Origin of the sequence: Ochrovirga pacifica, assembly GCF_000220525.1 — a bacterium.
Taxonomy (GTDB): domain Bacteria; phylum Bacteroidota; class Bacteroidia; order Flavobacteriales; family Flavobacteriaceae; genus Ochrovirga; species Ochrovirga pacifica.
The window spans coordinates 1-18577 of the sequence record NZ_AFPK01000036.1; the positions used below are offsets into that span (position 1 = coordinate 1).

Here is an 18577-nt window from a genome sequence, read left to right on the forward strand (position 1 = left end):
TAATTATGGAATTTGGTTTCTAAACTTACTGGTATAAACCCTTTTCTATGCAATTTGTATGCAATTTCTTTACTGGGCTGTTTTCCTTTTTTACAAGCCCTTGCTTTGATAACCAACTCATCTTTCCCTTTAAAATCTATAGGAATCCCTTTTTTGTATACCATTGCACTGTCTGTTACTTTGGTGTTAAAGCTATACTTTACAATAGCTTCTGGATCCAAATGTGTTAAGTGCAACACATCTCCTGTGTTTAGCACATTGGCCCTCCCCTTTACCACAGGTGGAGGCAATACACTTTTTTTACTACTCTCTTTAATTCCTTTTTCCAAACGAACAGTAGGCAATTCAGCAGCTAATTTTTCTTTATCTATTGGGGTATCCCAAACACAAAGAGTTGCTAATTCCGCTATTTTTTTAAAGGATTCGATACTTTCATTATCCAAAGCTGTTCCTGCAGCCGATAGCATTTTTAAATGTTCCAAACTCACTATTTCCATGAGTCCCTTACTGGTGATGTCTGTAAAATTCAACCACAACTTTTCTAAGTTCACAAATTCTTTTACCAATTGCATGTCGGCATCTGTAACTGCCAAGTTTGATAGGTTTAAAGACACTATTTGCTCTTTGACTGCCAACAAACTTTTTAAATTTTCAGCATGATAAGCACTTCCGCCTAAAATGGTTGCATCTAGCGCAGGAGAACTAGCAGATTTTGGCTGTATACTGATGTAGGGCGACCCTTGTAGTTGTTCAAGAGTTTCCGTAGCTGCGTAGTCAAATTCATACACGGGTTCATTTTCTTTTTTTATCCATTTGGTGCTAATCAACTTTTTCAACGGATTTGCATCTTCTAACGTAGCAAGATGAACGGTGTCATTTGCCCCTTGCTGAATCCACACCGTAAGGAGCTGAATTTCTTCTTTACTTAACTGAGGTTTTCCATCAGGAGCCATGTGTTTTTTATGTTCTAAAGGCAAATGGACTCGTTCTAAAAACAAACTTTTTTCTGGTTGATGAGCTACCCACAAACCTCCGTGTTTTCCTCCTTTATTAATTGCTACTATGGAACTCATGTCCAATCCACCCTTGGGTTTGTCTGTATTGTGACAACTTACACATTTGGCATCTAAAATAGGTTGTATGTGTATTTTGTAAATAGATTGATTTTCAAGAGCTATTTCTTTTGTTTGTAAAGGCTCTGTTATAAATGAATTTCCATGGGTTAACCCAGCTCCAAAATGCCCTACCAAAATCACCATCAACACACCTCCGTACAACAACGGTACATAGACTTTTTTGTTATAGATATACACCAATCCATACAAATAAAAACTTAGGGCAATTCCTAACCATTTGTGTAATTGCATCAAACTAGATTCATACCCTTCTAACGAAAGTAAAAATCCCATCAAGGTGGCCACCACCGTCGTAAAAGCCGTAAATACCAACAAACGATAGTGCAATTCCTTGTATGTTTCTTTATCTAAACTGCTTTTTATCAAATTCATCAAAGCCAATAGAACAATAAATGCTACCGGAAAGTGCAACACCAACGGATGCATCCTTCCTAAGGGTTGGATCCAGAAAGGCACTTGCAAATGACTTTCAAAAATCAGTAAAAAAGCCAAAAAAATGTGCAACAAAAACAAGGATTGCACTAAATATTCAGTTATTTTTTTCATGGTCTATGCAATAATATCTTTAACAACATGTCCTGCTACATCAGTCAAACGGAATCTTCTTCCCAAGTGTTTGTAGGTCAATTTTTCATGGTCTAATCCCATTAAATACATGATGGTTGCGTGCAAATCATGAATATGAACTGGGTTTTCAATTACATTATACCCCAATTCATCGGTTTTTCCATAAACCGTTCCTGCTTTGATACCTCCACCGGCCATAAACATACTAAAACACCTAGGATGATGATCTCTTCCGTAATTTTTAGGAGTCAATTTACCTTGGCAGTAATTGGTTCTACCAAACTCTCCTCCCCAAATCACTAAGGTTTCGTCTAACAAGCCTCGCTGTTTCAGATCGGTAATTAAAGCAGCAGATGCTTGATCGACATCTTTGGACTGCCCCTTTATACCGCCAACCAAATTGTTGTGTTGGTCCCATCCTTGGTGGTACAACTGCACAAAACGCACTCCCGATTCAGACAGCTTTCTAGCCAACAAACAGTTGGCAGCGTAGGTTCCTGGAATAGTACAATCAGATCCGTACAATTCTTTTATACTCTCAGGTTCTTTAGAAATATCGGTAACTTCTGGAACAGCTGTTTGCATGCGGTAGGCTAGCTCGTATTGTTGAATTTTTGCATGAATTTCTGGATCACCAAACTCTTTGTAATTCATGTGATTCAATTCACTCAAATGGTCTAACATTTTTCTTCTATTCGTCCTATCCATCCCTTTGGGATTGTTTAGGTACAAAATAGGATCTTCACTAGCACTTAACTGTACTCCTTGGTGTGTGCTGTCTAAAAATCCGTTGGACCATAATTTGGAATAGACTCCTTGTCCATTCCCCCTACCTTTTGACAATAACACACAAAAAGAGGGTAGATTTTTATTTTCACTCCCTAAACCATAACTCAACCAAGACCCCATACTAGGACGAGACCCTACTTGAGAACCCGTTTGTAAGAAAGTTAATGCTGGATCGTGATTAATGGCTTCTGTATGCATACTTTTTACGATACATAAATCATCCGTTATACTAGCTATGTGTGGTAGCAATTCACTCACATAAGTCCCGTTTTGTCCGTATCTGTTAAACTTAAAATGTGACCCCACTAAAGGAAAATTTTTCTGATTGGCAGTCATTCCGGTCAATCGTTGCCCACCTCTTATAGATTCTGGCAAATCTTGTCCAAACATTTGTTCTAGCTTAGGTTTGTAATCAAACGTTTCTAATTGCGAAGGAGCTCCGTTTTGCATTAAAAAGATAATACGTTTGGCTTTGGGAGCAAAATGCGTTAAACCTAAAGGCAATTCGTCCGAAACCTGTTGTTTTCTTTTTAACAAATCGGGCATTAGTAAAGAACCTAATGCTACTCCCCCCATACCTAGGGCTGCTTTGGATAAAAAATGTCTTCTATTGATGTTCAATCTATGTTCAAATTGTTCTTTTTCCATAATGTTTAACTTTTTACAATGGTTTCTTCCATGTTGTATAAGGTGTGAATCACTTGCATCAATGTAGCAACCTTAACAGACTGAGTGTTTTTGCTTAATGGATGTTCTCCTACATTTATAAATTCAGAGGCTTCTTGAGGATGTGCATTAAAATATTCTTGTTGTTCTTGATAATAGTTTACCAAAAGCTCCTTTTCTTCGGGTTTTATTTTTCTACACAAAATTGTTCTAAAAGCTTTGGCTATTTTTTCGGAAATGGTTCCTTTTTCCTCTGTCATCTTTTCAGACAACACCCGAGCAGCCTCTAAGATTGTTGGATCGTTTAGATTAATGAGTGCCTGCAAAGGTGTAGAAGTGGATAACCTTCTCACTTCACATTGTTCTCTTGAAGTTCCGTCATACACCATTTGTACAGGAGGCATAGAAGTTCTTTTTACAAAAATGTACAAACCTCTTTTGTATAATAGTTCTCCTTTGTCTTGTATGTATTCCGTTAAATGTCCACGTCCTGCAGTAGAAGCCTCCCACAAGCCGTCTGGCTGATACACACGTACACTTCTACCTCCAATATCCTTATTTAGCAAACCACTAGTTGCCAAAGCATGGTCTCTTACCATTTCGGTTGTAAATCGGTTTCTACTGGCTCTGGCCAGCAAATTATTATCTGGATCTACCGATAGATGTTCTTGTGTAATGACAGAGGATTGTTGATAGGTAGCCGACATGACCATTTTTTTAATCAAGTATTTAATGTCCCAATCGTGTTCCATAAAATCTGCAGACAACCAGTTAAGTAAAGCAGCGTGACTAGGTAATTCTCCTTGCATTCCAAAATCACCTGAGGTATTTACAATTCCTTTCCCAAATAATTCTTGCCAAATTCGGTTTACATATACACGACTTGTCAACGGATTGTTCTCATCAAACAACCATTGTGTTAAGCCCAAACGATTGGGTTTGTATTGCAAAGTATCAAAAGGCATAATGGCTGATGGGGTTGCACTTTCTACCACTTCTCCCTTAGCATCATAGGCACCTCTGTTAAGTATATGAGTTTTTCTAATATTCGGAATATCTTTCATCACCATCGATTCTACCTTTACATTGGGAGTTTTGTTGATAAACGGTAATGTCTTTGTTACCAAAGAATCGGTGATTAAAATCTTAGGAGGCTCAGCAAAGAGTTTGGCAGCTGCGTATTCGTTGTTTTCTCTAAAAGGAACTCGGTCAAAAAACGCAAAAGTTTGAAAATACTCTTTTTGAGAAATAGGATCGTATTTATGATCGTGACACTTGGCACATTCAAAAGTCATCCCTAAAAATGCTTTCCCAAATGTATTGGTACGGTCGGTTACATTTTCTATACGTGTTTCTTCTCGTATAATTCCGCCCTCTTGATTGATTTTGTGATTTCTATTAAAACCAGATGCCAACAAAGCTTCTACATTGTCTTTGTCTAGCATATCTCCAGCCAATTGGTAAGTCACAAATTTTTGATAACTGTAATTTTCATTAAAAGCATGTATAACCCAATCTCTCCAAGGCCATTGGGTACGTAACTGATCGTCTTGAAACCCGTGTGAATCTGCATAACGAGCAACGTCCATCCAGGTTGCAGCCATTTTCTCGCCATAATGTTTGCTAGCCAACAACTCATCTACTATTTTTTCGAATGCATTTTTAGACGTATCTCTTAAAAAACGTTCTTGCATAGCTATGGTTGGAGGCAAACCTGTAATATCAAAAGCAACGCGTTTTAGCAAGCGTTCTTTGTCTGCCTTTGGATTGGGCATTAAATCATTTTCGGCTAGTTTTTCTGCTATGAAATAATCAATTTCATTCGCTACCCATTCGCTAGTTTCTAATGTTGGCAAGTCTGGTTTTTCTACCTTTTTAAACGCCCAATGGGTATCATAAGCAGCTCCTTGTTCTATCCATTTTTTGATGATTTTTTTCTCATAATCACTCAATTGCAAATTGGATGATTTTGGAGGCATTAATTGTGTGGTGTCTTTCGTTACGATTCTCAAGTACACTTCAGACTCCATAGGTTTTTTGGGCACAATTCCATGAGCTGATGGATCTTCTTTTAGCGCCTTGTAAGCTCCTTCCTGCGTATCTAAACGCAGTCCTTTGAAACGCTTTTTTACATCGGGACCGTGACAACTAAAGCATTTATCCGATAAAATTGGACGTACATCAAAATTGTAATCCACTACTTTAGGCACTTTTTTTTCTGCCATTTTATTATAGTCTCCCTGTTCCTTACACGAAACCAAAAGACATAAAATAGCTATAATGCTTGTAAACTGTTTCATCTCTTAAACTCTTTCTAATTTGATTGGATACGATTTGTTGGCATTCCACTGACAGACATATATGTTTTTGTCTTCGTCTATACATACATCGTGACAGTGATGAAACAAAGGAGTTTCTTGCAACATCAATTGCAATTCGCCATGCTTGTATTTTGGTTTGGTTCCGCCAGGGTTAGAAACCACTTTATTGTTTTTGTCTAAAATGGTTACAAAACCTGAATTGGGCACTCGTTCTAGATATTTCAATCGAGACCAACAAGCACCCGAATACAAGTTTTCGCCATCAATTACTGGACGGCACACATACGCACCAGGTAAAAAAATGGTTTCTAAATACTGACCGTCTAGCGTAAAACGCTTAAAAGAATTGTGCACCCTAGAGGTACACAACAAAGTAATATTGTTGGGGTCTCTATCATCAATAGCTACTCCATGTGCATTGTTTAGTTTTTCGTCTTGATGTCCTTTTCCTCCAAACTTTCGGATAAATTCTCCGTTTTTATCAAACTGCAAAATATAGTCAGAACCATAACCGTCGGCTACATAAATATCTCCGTTGGGAGCCACTGCAGTTTCTGTAGGTCTGTAACGTTCTCTTTCTTGGTACAATCCTATTTTTTTGGGGTTGGGTAACTCCATCAACACCTTACCATCTATAGTCGTTTTAATAATTCGTTGATTGTTATCGGTAATAAACAAAACATCTTCACCTCCTTCATTAAAAATAGACAAGCCATGTCCACTTTTCATTTGGTGTGTCCAAGAAGTCAATAATTTTCCAGACTTGTCATACACTATAATATTGTTTTGCACATGATCGGTTACCATAATCAAACGACCTTTAGAATCCATTACCATTTCGTGGCAATTTTTTACAGGCGTGGTTTGTGGATTTAGATTTCCCCATTCCTTGTGAACTCGGTATTTAAAATCTCCGTGGCCAATGCTATTTTTTGATAAATTAGGTTTATTGATAATGGTAAAACCATAAGAAGGTGTTAGGCTCAATCCTGCTCCAACTAAAGCTGAATTTTTTAGAAATTCTCTTCGTGTGTTTTTCATGTTTGTAGTCCTCATTGTTGCTCTACAAACTTATTGATGATTGTAAAAAAACATGTGGATTAATTGTGTAAACTGGTGCATATTTTACACAAAAACTGAATTTTAATCAACAAAAACAAGGTTTTAACTCGTTTTTAGCAATACACCAAACTATTAGTTATTTTTCTTTAAATAATAAGAAGGTGCATGACCAAAGTGATTTTTAAACACCCTGCTAAAATATCTACTATCATCAAAGCCAACCGAAAATGCCACATTTTTCACACTAGTGTTTCCTTTTTTCAGCATCTCCATAGCTGCCGATAATTTGTAAAAATTCATGTATTCAATGATAGATTTCCCCGTTAGAGATTGAAGTTTTCGATACAATTGCGAACGGCTGATTCCCATTTCTAAACAGAGACTTTCAACTCCAAAAGATGTGTTTTCTAAATGCTTATGCAAGCATTCATTTAAGGATATTAAAAACTGATCTTGCTTTTGGTCTTGTGATTCTTGTACGGTTGTCTGCTGTTTCTTTTGAATGAGTTCTCTACGGGTTTTGAGTATATTTTTTATTTTAAGTTGTACTTCAGAGATATGAAAAGGTTTTTGAATATAATCATGCCCCCCAGAGTGTAATCCTGCCAATTTGTTTTCTACTCCTGTTTTAGCTGTTAAAAATATCACGGGAATGTGCGAGGTAAGTTCGTTGGCTTTAAGTTGTTGAGTAAGTTGTATCCCATCAACCATTGGCATCATAATATCACTAATAATCAAATCAGGAATATGTACAACTGCCTTAGTTAAGCCTTCTTTACCATCTTTAGCTGTAATTACCGTATAGGTTTGGTTGAGTTCGTTTTCTAAATAGGCTCTAATATCTTCATTATCTTCAACCAACAGCAATAGCTCTTTATTGTTGGTTTCTAGTAGCTCATCTGTTATAGCAAGTGATGTGGTTTCTTGATTTTTAGGCTTGTGTAATGGAAGAATTACTGTAAAATGTGCTCCTTTATTGGGTTCGCTTTGTAAAGCTATGGTTCCTTTGTGCAAAGCCACCAAATCGGCACATAAAGATAAACCGATCCCTGAACTATTTAACGCTGCAGAATCTTTATCTAACTGAAAATAGCGTTCAAATATTTTTTGCTGATATTCTTTGTCAATCCCTTTACCGTTGTCTATTACCTCTATGATTAAATTATAGTTTTGAGAAGTTGTTTCTAAAGGCTCAGAACTTGCCTGAAAGCTTACTCGCAACATTACTTTACCATAATCTGGAGTATATTTTACTGCGTTTGAAATGAGGTTTGAAGTAATTTTTTGAACCACATCTACATCTAAATAAAGTGATGATGTAGGCATTTTTTCGATATCCTTTTGTAATTGAATGTGTTTTTCTTTGGCCCAATATACATAGGCATCGTAAATATTTTGAAACAGTTCTAAAGACTTGACCTCAGTAATGTTTACCTGTTGCTTATTTTCAAATTTTCTAAAATCTAAGATTTGATTGATAAGTTCTAACAAACGGATGCTATTTCGGTACATCATTTTAAGCACTTTAGTATTTGGAATAATACCCTTATCCGAAAATTTATGAAGCGGTGCAGTAATCAATGTCAAAGGCGTACGCAATTCATGAGAAATATTGGTAAAAAAACGTAATTTCATTTGAGAAATTTCATCAAATTGTTTGAGCCTCTCTTTTTCTAATTCAAATTTAGACTTGGCTTTTTCGCGGTGTATGAACCAACGGAATATACCAAAAATCAAAACAATAAGTGTAATAAATCCAGCCGTACGCACCCACCATAAATCCCAAAAAGGAGGGGCTACAATAATCATTAAACTTTTTTCTTGATTGTTCCACACCTGATCTTCGTTAGAAGCTTTGACTAAAAAAGTATATTTTCCTGGAGGAATATTGGTATAAGTAGCTTTGGAATTAAGTGCATGAGTGTAGGTCCACTTGTCATCATATCCTTCTAATTTGTAAGCATATTTGCAACGTTTGTTGTTACTAAAATGAATGGCCTGAAAGGCAATTTCAAATTTGCTATCTGTATAGTCTAAGTGCAGAGTTTCTGCAACCTCTATGTTTTTTTGAATGTACTTATTGGTTGGGTTAGGCTTGACTAAAAAATTGTTAACCCATAGTTTTGACAAATACACATGAGGTTTTTTGTTACTTGCTTTTATTTTTTTAGGATCAAAACGCATTAGTCCTTTGTCTGTACCAAAAACCAAACTCCCATCATCCAACAGCAAACTTCCTCCCGTCATTCTATTGGATAACAAACCATCTTCTGTATTTAACACCCTTACCTCTTGCGTTTTTTCATTAAACTTTACCAATCCATTGGTGGTTCCTACCCAAAAATTGCCTTCTTGGTCTTGCTGTATGGCTTGAATAATTTTATCTTTAAGTGCTTCTATCTCAAAAGGCAATACTTGCTCGTTTTCTAAAGAAATTTTAGACAAGCCTGACTGAGTTCCTACCCATAAATGGGCATTTAAATCTTCATAAATAATATCTACAAAATTGTTGCTAATTGTATGAACATCTCCTATTTTATGTCTAAAATGCTTGAATTTTTGTGTTTTTGCTTGGTATTTTTTCAATCCATCTCCAGTAGTTCCTAGCCAAATATTCCCTCTACTATCTTCAAAAACATCCACACAGCGATGAAAATATCCCACTCCATCTGGATCGTCCCAATTGCACTGAAAATAATGTTGTTGTTTAAACGGAACTGCTTGATACTGTTGCACCCCTAAAATTTCGCCCATCCAAAGCTGGTTTGTGGTTGTGTGCAAAAAACTTCGGGTATGGTTCGATTTTTTTCGTTCTTGTTTTTCTATAAGGGTACCATTTTCTTGATACCTGTAGAAAAACTTGGTATCCACAGCACTTACTCGATCTGATTGAGGTGTATTTGAAATTTGTAGATCTTTGTATGGAGTTTTAAAACGTTTGACTTCTGTATGCTTTTGTTTGTCAAAAAGGATAACTTCATTAGCACAATTCATCCATATAAAACGTTGGGTTTGCAAAAGGTTATTGGGTTTTTGATTGCTTAAATACCTATCAAACACACGTTCTTTTTTTTGAAATCTAAAAAAAGTCCCTTTGTTAGATAGTACCCACATTTCATCTTTCGTGCTACTTTTAAATACACCGTGTAAAAAATATTCTTTTTGAAACCAATAGTCTAATGAAATACGCTCTTCTTGATTTGGAAAATCAGAATAAATTGAAACGTATTTCCAATTAACAGCCCAAGTATTTCCTGAAGTATCATGGTCTATATTTAGCTTAACGAAGCTATGCTGCTGATGGTCTAGAATTTTCCAAGAAGGGGATTTTTTTAATCTAGGGATTTTGTTGATGATAAAAAAAGAATGATCTGTTTTATTTTTTGCATCAATCCATCGGTGGATTTTACGGGTTTTATAATTTAATAAATTTAGGCCTCTCCAGGTTCCAATTAATAGTTTTCCAGGCTCTAACTCTTGTAGCTCAAGCACATTGTTGTGACTAAGGCTTTGCGGATTTTGTGGTTGATGTTTAAAGGAATAAAAGCTTTTATTTTTTCTATCCATCAAATTAAGCCCCCCACCATCAGTACCGATAAAAAACTGACCGTCCGAGGTTTCATAAATTACCTTTATTTCATTAAAACTTAAACTTTTAGGATTGTCATCGTTGTGAACAAAACGCTCAAAGCAATCGCATTCCCTAATGTATTTTAGTAAGCCCCCCCCATAGGTACCAATCCACAAATCGCCCTTTGTATCTTCAAACAAACATGAAATGTGATTGTCTGTAATACTGGTAGGATCTAGTTCATTTTTTAGATAGTTTTTAAAACTTCCACCGTCGTATCGCCAAAGCCCATTGGTTGTGGCAATCCAAACAAAACCATATTGGTCTTGTAGCAAATCACCAGCATATGTATCTATGGGCAATTGGTATTGGGTAATTTTGTAATTTTTGGTAAAAACTTGCGAAAATCCATCAGCACAAAACAAAAAAAGACAAACTAAAAAGAGAAGATGTTTTTTCATTTTTATAGACATGGTGATGGAACGTAAATATAGTTGAAAAATTACATTCTCAAAACCAGTCTAAATTACTCTTTTATCTTTTCGGAAATCACTACTTTTTGGTAAGCATTACGCGGACTATTTCTAAAATATACCTGACCACAATACACATAACCTCTCTTTTTAAATATAGACAGCATAGGAAAATTGTCATGATTGGTATCGGCTTTTATGCTGTCTACTTGTAGTTCTTTGGCAAAAGCCTCTATCAACTCCATCATTTTTTTTGCGTAACCTTTTCCAAGATGATTTTTAGCAATGGCTACTCTATGAAACACCAAATAATCACCTCCGGTTAGCCAATCACCTCCTATCAAATTGTCGTATTCAGGCTCTCCGTTTACTAGCAAAGACACATAGCCCACAATTTCATCTTGTGCTATTAAAACATAGGCAGCCTTCTTTTTAATATCACTAGCAATTACATCAAGATTTGGGTAACCATCTTGCCACTGAGAGCTGCCTTCACTTTTACGTTTGGCTATGGCTTCTTGCAAAATTTCCCAAATAACAGGTACATCCTGTTCTGTAGCTTGTTTTAAATATTCTTTCATTTAATTTTTTTTCAATTTTCTATAGCAAATTTTATTCTAGTTCTATTTAAAAAACCCTTTCCAAGTTAAAGGAAAGGGTTTACTTTAATGTTATATTACTGTTACTTTCTTAAATATTTGCTTTTAAGAATTCACGGTTCATACGTGCAATATTGTCTAAAGAAATTCCTTTTGGACATTCAACCTCACAAGCTCCTGTGTTGGTACAATTCCCAAAGCCTTCTAAATCCATCTGAGCCACCATATTTTTAACACGGTCTGCGGCCTCTACTTGCCCTTGTGGTAACAATGCATACTGAGATACTTTTGCACCTACAAACAACATAGCTGATGAGTTTTTACAGGTAGCCACACAAGCTCCACATCCTATACAAGTTGCAGCATCCATTGCCTCGTCTGCTGCATGTTTAGAGATTGGTATAGCATTGGCATCTTGAGTATTCCCTGAAGTATTTACAGAAATAAATCCTCCTGCATGTTGAATTCTATCAAAAGAAGAACGATCTACTACTAAATCTTTAATTACAGGGAACGCTTTGGCACGGAAAGGCTCTATGTAAATAGTATCTCCGTCCTTAAACTTACGCATGTGTAACTGACAGGTAGTAATTCCTCTGTCTGGTCCGTGGGCTTCTCCGTTTATGTACAAAGAACACATTCCGCAGATTCCTTCACGACAATCGTGATCGAAAGCTACAGGCTCGCCTCCTTCGCTTATAATTTGTTCATTTAATACGTCTAACATTTCTAAGAAAGACATATCTGGTGACACATCACTAATACTGTAGTCTACCATTTTACCTTCATCGTTGGCTCCGTTTTGTCGCCAGATTTTTAGTTTTAAATTCATATTCATGGCCTTTCTTATTTGTATGATCTCGTTTTTAGCTCGATATCGTTAAACTCTAATTGTTCTTTGTGCAACACTGCATCAGCAGGTTCTCCTTTGTATTCCCAAGCCGAAACAAAAGCAAAGTTTTCATCGTCACGTTTTGCTTCTCCTTTTTGTGGTCCTTCGGTTTCGGCAGATTCTTCACGGAAATGTCCTCCACAAGATTCTTCTCTTACCAAAGCATCTTTAGCAAATAATTCTCCTAACTCTAAGAAATCGGCCACACGCCCTGCTTTTGCTAATTCTTCGTTATAAGTATCTGCAGCTCCAGGAACTTTTACATCCTTCCAGAACTCTTCACGTAGCTCTTTAATTTCGGCCATAGCCTCTTTTAAACCTTGTTCGTTACGAGCCATTCCTACTTTGTTCCACATAATTTTTCCTAAACGTTTGTGGAAGTGGTCTACAGATTTTGACCCTTTATTGTTAACAAAGAAATCTAATTTTTCTTTTACCTCTTTCTCTGCTTGATCAAATTCAGGAGTATCTGTTGAAATTTTACCTGTTCTAATATCATCAGATAAATAATCACCTATTGTATATGGTAACACAAAATATCCATCAGCCAAACCTTGCATTAAAGCAGAAGCTCCTAAACGGTTCGCTCCGTGATCAGAGAAGTTAGCCTCTCCAATACAGTAACATCCAGGAATGGTGGTCATTAAATTGTAATCAACCCAAACACCTCCCATAGTGTAGTGTACTGCAGGATAAATCATCATTGGAGTATTGTATGGATCTTCATCAACAATCTTATCATACATTTGGAATAAGTTACCGTACTTTGCTTTTACGATTTCTTTTCCTAGTTTATCTACTAAAGCAGCATCCTCAGTATTTAAACCTTTTACCAATGCTTGCTCTTTTCCGTAACGTTCAATAGCAGCAGCAAAGTCTAAGTATACTGCTTCTCCTGTTGCGTTTACTCCAAATCCGGCATCACAACGTTCTTTAGCTGCACGCGATGCAACATCACGTGGTACCAAGTTACCAAATGCAGGGTATCTTCTTTCTAAGTAATAATCTCTTTCTTCTTCTGATAAATCAGTAGGTTTCTTTTTTCCTTCTCTAATCGCTTGCGCATCTTCTAACTTAGCAGGCACCCAAATACGTCCATCGTTACGTAAAGATTCTGACATCAATGTTAATTTAGATTGATGATCTCCCGAAACGGGAATACATGTTGGGTGAATTTGTGTATAACAAGGGTTTGCAAAGTATGCTCCCTTTTTATGAATTTTCCAAGCTGCAGACACGTTAGATCCCATAGCGTTGGTAGATAAGAAGAATACATTACCATACCCCCCCGAAGCAATTACAACTGCGTGTGCAGAATGCCTTTCTATTTCTCCGGTAACCAAGTTACGTGTTATAATTCCTCTTGCTTTTCCATCTACCAGTACTACATCCATCATTTCATGGCGGTTGTACATTTGAATTTTTCCACGACCAATTTGACGGTTCATTGCAGAATAAGCTCCTAACAACAATTGTTGTCCTGTTTGTCCTTTTGCGTAAAAAGTACGAGATACTAATACTCCTCCAAAAGAACGGTTATCTAACAATCCTCCATAATCACGAGCAAAAGGAACCCCTTGTGCAACACACTGGTCAATAATATTTGCAGAAACCTCAGCCAAACGGTAAACGTTTGCTTCACGAGCACGGTAATCTCCTCCTTTTACAGTATCGTAAAACAATCTGTAAGTAGAATCACCATCTCCTTGGTAGTTTTTAGCAGCGTTAATACCTCCTTGAGCAGCAATAGAGTGTGCTCTACGAGGTGAGTCTTGATAAGCAAATGCTTTTACGTTATATCCTAACTCAGCCAAAGTTGCAGCAGCAGAACCACCTGCCAAACCTGTACCCACAACAATAATATCTATATTACGTTTATTTGCAGGGTTTACTAAGTTGATGTGATTTTTATAATTAGTCCATTTCTCAGCGATAGGACCTTGTGGTACTTTAGAATCTAATGCCATAGTTATAATGTATTAGTGTTGATTGAAATGGTGGAACAAAGCAATAACGATAAACCCAACAGGAATACCAATTGCATAAATTTTTGATACGGTCTCTAATTTAGCAGCACGCTTGGCACTCATTCCGCTTGATTGAAATGCAGATTTAAACCCATGCAACAAGTGCAATGCTAAAAAAGCAAAAGAAGCTACATAAGCACCTGTTCTTATTGGTGAATGGAATTTATGAACCAATTCTTCATAGTATCTGTTTGGACTTTCAGGTAAAAAATCGATGTATTTGTATTTCATCTCAGGAATCCAAAAATCAATAAAGTGCAACACTATAAAAGCCAAAATTACCAATCCAGAATAAATCATGTTTCTACTTACCCAAGTAGAGTTGGCAGCACCGTTATTTTTTACATACTTAACGCTTGCTTTTTTGTTACGTGCTTCTAAAATAAACCCCATTACAAAGTGAAAAACTACCCCAAATATTAATACAGGTTGCAAAACAAATTGTACTGCTGGGTTGGTACCCATAAAGTGCGATAGTTCATTAAACGTTTCGGGACTAAAAATAGAAGTAATGTTTATTACAAAATGTTGTAACAAGAAAAACATTAAAAAGAAAGCAGAAGCAGCCATAGCTACTTTTCTTCCTATCGAAGAAGATAAAACTCCACTCATTTGTTTAAAAATTGATTTAGTTAATAACCGAAAACAAATTTAAGTGATTTGGGGAATTATCTTATGATTTTAGTCATTTTGAACCGCTATTTAGAAAGATTAAAAGGTAAAATTTAAAGATTTATCAAATCTGTATGATTGATTGAAAAATTAAACAAGTAAAATTCACAAATCAATAAAATTATGAATCCTCTTTTCATACTTTTTAAAATTTTATATAGCCAATGGTATTTTATCACAACAATCTAAAAAGCAAAAGCTTACCCTAGCTCTTGCAGTTTAAATATTTTGTCAATTTGGTAAATCAGATAAAATTTTAACAAATTGTATAGTTTTCAGTCTTTTATAAAAATAGAAACATGGTTTTTTGCCATCTTTGCAGTCTGAAAATAAAAAAACTAGAGACTAATAAAATATTAAAGTATGAAAGTAGCAGTTGTAGGAGCTACCGGAATGGTAGGAACCGTAATGTTAAGAGTATTGGCTGAAAGAAATTTCCCAGTTACAGAATTAATCCCAGTAGCATCGGAAAGATCTGCAGGAAAAAAAATTGAATATCAAGGTAAAGAATACACAATTGTAACTTTAGAGGATGCTGTTAAATTAGCTCCAGATGTAGCCTTATTTTCTGCAGGGGGTGATACTTCTTTGGCATGGGCTCCTAAATTTGCAGAAGTAGGAACTACAGTAGTAGACAACTCTTCGGCATGGAGAATGGATCCTACTAAAAAATTAGTAGTACCAGAAATTAATGGTGATGTTTTAACTACCGAGGACAAAATTATTGCCAATCCTAACTGTTCTACGATTCAATTAGTAATGGCTTTGGCTCCTTTACATAAAAAATACAAAATGAAACGTTTAATTGTTTCTACCTACCAATCTGTTTCGGGTACAGGTGTAGCTGCGGTAAGACAGTTAGAAAACGAACAAAACGGAATTTTAGACGGAGAAATGGCTTACAACTACCAAATTAACCGTAACGCAATTCCTCACTGTGATGTATTTATGGAAAACGGATACACTAAAGAAGAAATGAAACTAGTAAAAGAACCAAAGAAAATCTTAGGTGACGATTCTTTTGCCGTAACAGCTACTGCAGTTCGTATTCCAACTGCTGGAGGACATTCAGAATCTGTAAATGTGGAGTTTGTAAACGATTTTGATTTGGCTGAAGTTAGAGCCATTTTAGAAGCTACTCCTGGTGTAATTGTTCAAGATGATTTGGCTAATAACATCTATCCGATGCCCGCTTTAGCAAACGATAAAGACGAAGTATTTGTAGGACGTATTCGTAGAGACGAATCTTTACCAAACACTTTAAACATGTGGGTAGTTGCAGACAACTTAAGAAAAGGAGCTGCTACCAACACCGTTCAAATTGCGGAATACTTGGTAGAAAAAGGAATTTTAAAAGCATAACTCTTTTATTATTTTATACAAAAAAGAGGCTGTTCTAATGTAGAACAGCCTCTTTTAGTTTCAATCGTTTTGATTAAAACAAATCTGCATTCATTACTTTTACCCAAGTGTTTATAAAATCTTGCACAAACTTTTCTTTACAGTCATCCTGAGCATATACTTCGGCATATGAACGAAGTATAGAGTTAGAACCAAACACTAAATCAACCCTTGTTGCAGTCCATTTTTCCTGTCCTGTTGCACGATCTACAATAGCATACAGTGTTTTACTTTTCGGAATCCAACGGTAACTCATATCGGTTAAGTTCACAAAAAAATCATTGGTCAAAGCACCTTCGTTCTCTGTAAACACTCCGTGTTTGCTAGCTCCATAGTTTGTCCCAAGCACCCTCATACCACCTACAAGTAAAGTCATTTCTGGAGCTGTTAACCCCATCAACTGTGCTCTATCTAACAATAGTTCTTCGGGTGGCACATTATAGTCTTTCTTTACCCAGTTTCTAAATCCATCATGCAAAGGTTCTAAAACATCAAAAGATTCATGATCGGTTTGCTTATCTGTAGCATCTCCACGCCCAGATGTAAAAGGAACATCAATAGAAAATCCTGCTTTTTGTACTGCTTGTTCAATAGCAGCTGTTCCTCCCAACACTATTAAATCTGCCATGCTTACTTCTTTTGCAAATTCATTTTTAATTTGTAATAATGCTTGCAGTACTTTTTCTAATCTTTTAGGCTCATTGCCTTCCCAGTTCTTTTGTGGATCTAAGCGAATACGTGCTCCATTGGCACCTCCTCTATAGTCTGATTTTCTGAAAGTTCTGGCACTATCCCATGCTGTAGTTATTAGTTCGGTAGCGGACAAACCACTTTCTAATATTTGTATTTTTAATTGTTGAATATCCTCTGTGGTTAAGTCTATCTTTGCTTTAGGAATTGGGTCTTGCCAAAGCAAATCTCCCTTAGGAACATCTTTTCCCAAATACCTACTTTTTGGTCCTAAATCTCGGTGGGTAAGTTTGAACCAAGCCTTGGCAAAAGTTTCTTCAAAATATGCAGGATCTTTGTGAAACCTTTCAGATATTTTGCGGTATTCAGGATCCATTTTCATGGCCATATCAGCATCTGTCATAATAGGATTTCTTTTAACCCCTTTTATGTGTGCATCAACTGGCATGTCCTCTTCTTTTATATTGATGGGTTCCCATTGCCAAGCCCCGGCAGGGCTCTTTTTAAGCTCCCATTCGTAATCTAATAACAAATGAAAATATGTATGATTCCATCGATCAGGTGTCGTGGTCCAAGCTCCTTCTATTCCACTAGTAACTGTATTCTCTGCATTTCCTTTAGGATTTGACCAACCAAAACCTTGTTCATGTACAGCAGCTCCTTCGGGACTTTCGCCTAATGCTGATGCATCGCCATTTCCGTGTGCTTTTCCTACAGTATGCCCTCCTGCAGTTAAAGCAACTGTTTCTTCGTCATTCATAGCCATTCTCTTAAAAGTAACTCGAATATCGTGAGCTGTTTTTAACGGATCTGGGTTTCCATCAACCCCTTCTGGATTTACATAAATTAGCCCCATCATTACTGCTGCCAATGGGTTTTCTAATTCCCTTTCTCCTGAATAACGACTGCCTTCACTTCCTGATTTTGCCAACCACTCTTTTTCAGAACCCCAATAAATATCTTTTTCTGGATGCCAAATATCTTCTCTTCCTCCTGCAAATCCGTAAGTTTTAAACCCCATAGATTCATAAGCCATATTTCCTGCCAAAATTATTAGATCTGCCCAAGATATGTTGTTTCCATATTTTTTCTTGATGGGCCAAAGCAACCTTCTGGCCTTATCTAAGTTTGCATTATCTGGCCAGCTATTTAAAGGAGCAAAACGTTGATTTCCTGTATTAGAACCTCCTCTACCATCTTCTACCCTGTAAGTTCCTGCTGCATGCCAAGCCATACGAATCATCAATCCGCCATAGTGCCCCCAATCTGCTGGCCACCAGTCTTGGCTATCTACCATTAATTCTTTTAAATCTTTTTTTAATGCTTCTAGATCTAAAGACTTAAAAGCTTCTGCATATTTAAAATTGTCTCCTAAAGGATTTGTTTTGGTATCATGTTGGTGCAAAATATCTAAATTTAATGTATTTGGCCACCAGCTTGTTACACTTTTTTGTGATTCAGTATTTGCCCCATGCATTACAGGACATTTTCCTTTTTTGTGTGTTTCCATTGGTATTTTTTAAGATTATATTCTATTATACTCCTTTCTAAAATTACAACGAATTTATATAGTTTAAAACTTTATAATTTAAAATCTTAATAACTTTTTATTATACCACTATATATATTGTTAGATGCACACGTTTTAAAAATGATGGAAAGTGTAGTAAAACATAATGTTCTACCCTATAGAAAGCAAGACTAAAAAAGC

The 18577-nt window shown here is 36.3% G+C and carries 11 protein-coding genes; 1 reads left to right on the forward strand and 10 read right to left on the reverse strand.

Annotation, left to right across the window (positions count from 1 at the left end; translation table 11 throughout):
* The 9 genes from FS85_RS0107060 to FS85_RS0107100 form a co-directional block, all read right to left on the reverse strand.
* A partial coding sequence (locus FS85_RS0107060; RefSeq protein WP_010135431.1) for a c-type cytochrome domain-containing protein occupies window positions 1-1682 on the reverse strand: 1682 nt, incomplete at its 3' end.
* Between the two features lie 3 nt (window positions 1683-1685).
* Complete coding sequence (locus FS85_RS0107065) at window positions 1686-3140, reverse strand: DUF1501 domain-containing protein (protein ID WP_010135432.1); 1455 nt, start codon at window positions 3138-3140, stop codon at window positions 1686-1688.
* A gap of 5 nt (window positions 3141-3145) precedes the next feature.
* Window positions 3146-5458 carry a PSD1 and planctomycete cytochrome C domain-containing protein gene (locus FS85_RS0107070; protein WP_010135433.1) on the reverse strand — a complete coding sequence of 771 codons (2313 nt, stop codon included), beginning with the start codon at window positions 5456-5458 and terminating at the stop codon, window positions 3146-3148.
* Between the two features lie 3 nt (window positions 5459-5461).
* Window positions 5462-6520 (reverse strand): 6-bladed beta-propeller, encoded by a 1059-nt coding sequence (locus FS85_RS0107075; protein WP_010135434.1) that lies wholly within the window; start codon window positions 6518-6520, stop codon window positions 5462-5464.
* Window positions 6521-6673: 153 nt separating this feature from the next.
* Window positions 6674-10573, reverse strand: a complete 3900-nt coding sequence (locus FS85_RS0107080; RefSeq protein ID WP_010135435.1) for a hybrid sensor histidine kinase/response regulator transcription factor — start codon at window positions 10571-10573, stop codon at window positions 6674-6676.
* 65 nt (window positions 10574-10638) lie between these two features.
* Window positions 10639-11166: a GNAT family N-acetyltransferase gene (locus FS85_RS0107085; protein ID WP_010135436.1), complete on the reverse strand. Its 528-nt coding sequence runs from the start codon at window positions 11164-11166 to the stop codon at window positions 10639-10641.
* Between the two features lie 109 nt (window positions 11167-11275).
* Window positions 11276-12016 (reverse strand): succinate dehydrogenase/fumarate reductase iron-sulfur subunit, encoded by a 741-nt coding sequence (locus tag FS85_RS0107090; protein ID WP_010135437.1) that lies wholly within the window; start codon window positions 12014-12016, stop codon window positions 11276-11278.
* Window positions 12017-12030: 14 nt separating this feature from the next.
* Window positions 12031-14043 carry a fumarate reductase/succinate dehydrogenase flavoprotein subunit gene (locus FS85_RS0107095; RefSeq protein WP_010135438.1) on the reverse strand — a complete coding sequence of 671 codons (2013 nt, stop codon included), beginning with the start codon at window positions 14041-14043 and terminating at the stop codon, window positions 12031-12033.
* A 12-nt stretch (window positions 14044-14055) separates the two neighbouring features.
* Window positions 14056-14715, reverse strand: coding sequence for a succinate dehydrogenase cytochrome b subunit (locus FS85_RS0107100; protein WP_010135440.1), 660 nt, complete (start codon window positions 14713-14715; stop codon window positions 14056-14058).
* A gap of 423 nt (window positions 14716-15138) precedes the next feature.
* Between FS85_RS0107100 and FS85_RS0107105 the strand changes: the two genes are divergently transcribed.
* Window positions 15139-16137 carry an aspartate-semialdehyde dehydrogenase gene (locus tag FS85_RS0107105; RefSeq protein WP_010135441.1) on the forward strand — a complete coding sequence of 333 codons (999 nt, stop codon included), beginning with the start codon at window positions 15139-15141 and terminating at the stop codon, window positions 16135-16137.
* A gap of 73 nt (window positions 16138-16210) precedes the next feature.
* Here FS85_RS0107105 and katG read toward each other — a convergent pair whose 3' ends face one another.
* A complete protein-coding gene (gene katG / locus FS85_RS0107110) occupies window positions 16211-18376 on the reverse strand; it encodes a catalase/peroxidase HPI (RefSeq protein ID WP_010135442.1) in 2166 nt (721 codons plus the stop codon).
* Between the last annotated feature and the right edge of the window lie 201 nt (window positions 18377-18577).

Excerpts from the sequence above, each read along its gene's own strand:
- FS85_RS0107065 (WP_010135432.1), bottom strand. The coding sequence starts at position 3,140 with ATGGAAAAAGAACAATTTGAACATAGATTGAACATCAATAGAAGACAT.
- FS85_RS0107070 (WP_010135433.1), bottom strand. The coding sequence starts at position 5,458 with ATGAAACAGTTTACAAGCATTATAGCTATTTTATGTCTTTTGGTTTCG.
- FS85_RS0107075 (WP_010135434.1), bottom strand. The coding sequence starts at position 6,520 with ATGAAAAACACACGAAGAGAATTTCTAAAAAATTCAGCTTTAGTTGGA.
- FS85_RS0107080 (WP_010135435.1), bottom strand. The coding sequence starts at position 10,573 with ATGAAAAAACATCTTCTCTTTTTAGTTTGTCTTTTTTTGTTTTGTGCT.
- FS85_RS0107085 (WP_010135436.1), bottom strand. The coding sequence starts at position 11,166 with ATGAAAGAATATTTAAAACAAGCTACAGAACAGGATGTACCTGTTATT.
- FS85_RS0107090 (WP_010135437.1), bottom strand. The coding sequence starts at position 12,016 with ATGAATTTAAAACTAAAAATCTGGCGACAAAACGGAGCCAACGATGAA.
- FS85_RS0107095 (WP_010135438.1), bottom strand. The coding sequence starts at position 14,043 with ATGGCATTAGATTCTAAAGTACCACAAGGTCCTATCGCTGAGAAATGG.
- FS85_RS0107100 (WP_010135440.1), bottom strand. The coding sequence starts at position 14,715 with ATGAGTGGAGTTTTATCTTCTTCGATAGGAAGAAAAGTAGCTATGGCT.
- FS85_RS0107105 (WP_010135441.1), top strand. The coding sequence starts at position 15,139 with ATGAAAGTAGCAGTTGTAGGAGCTACCGGAATGGTAGGAACCGTAATG.
- katG (WP_010135442.1), bottom strand. The coding sequence starts at position 18,376 with ATGGAAACACACAAAAAAGGAAAATGTCCTGTAATGCATGGGGCAAAT.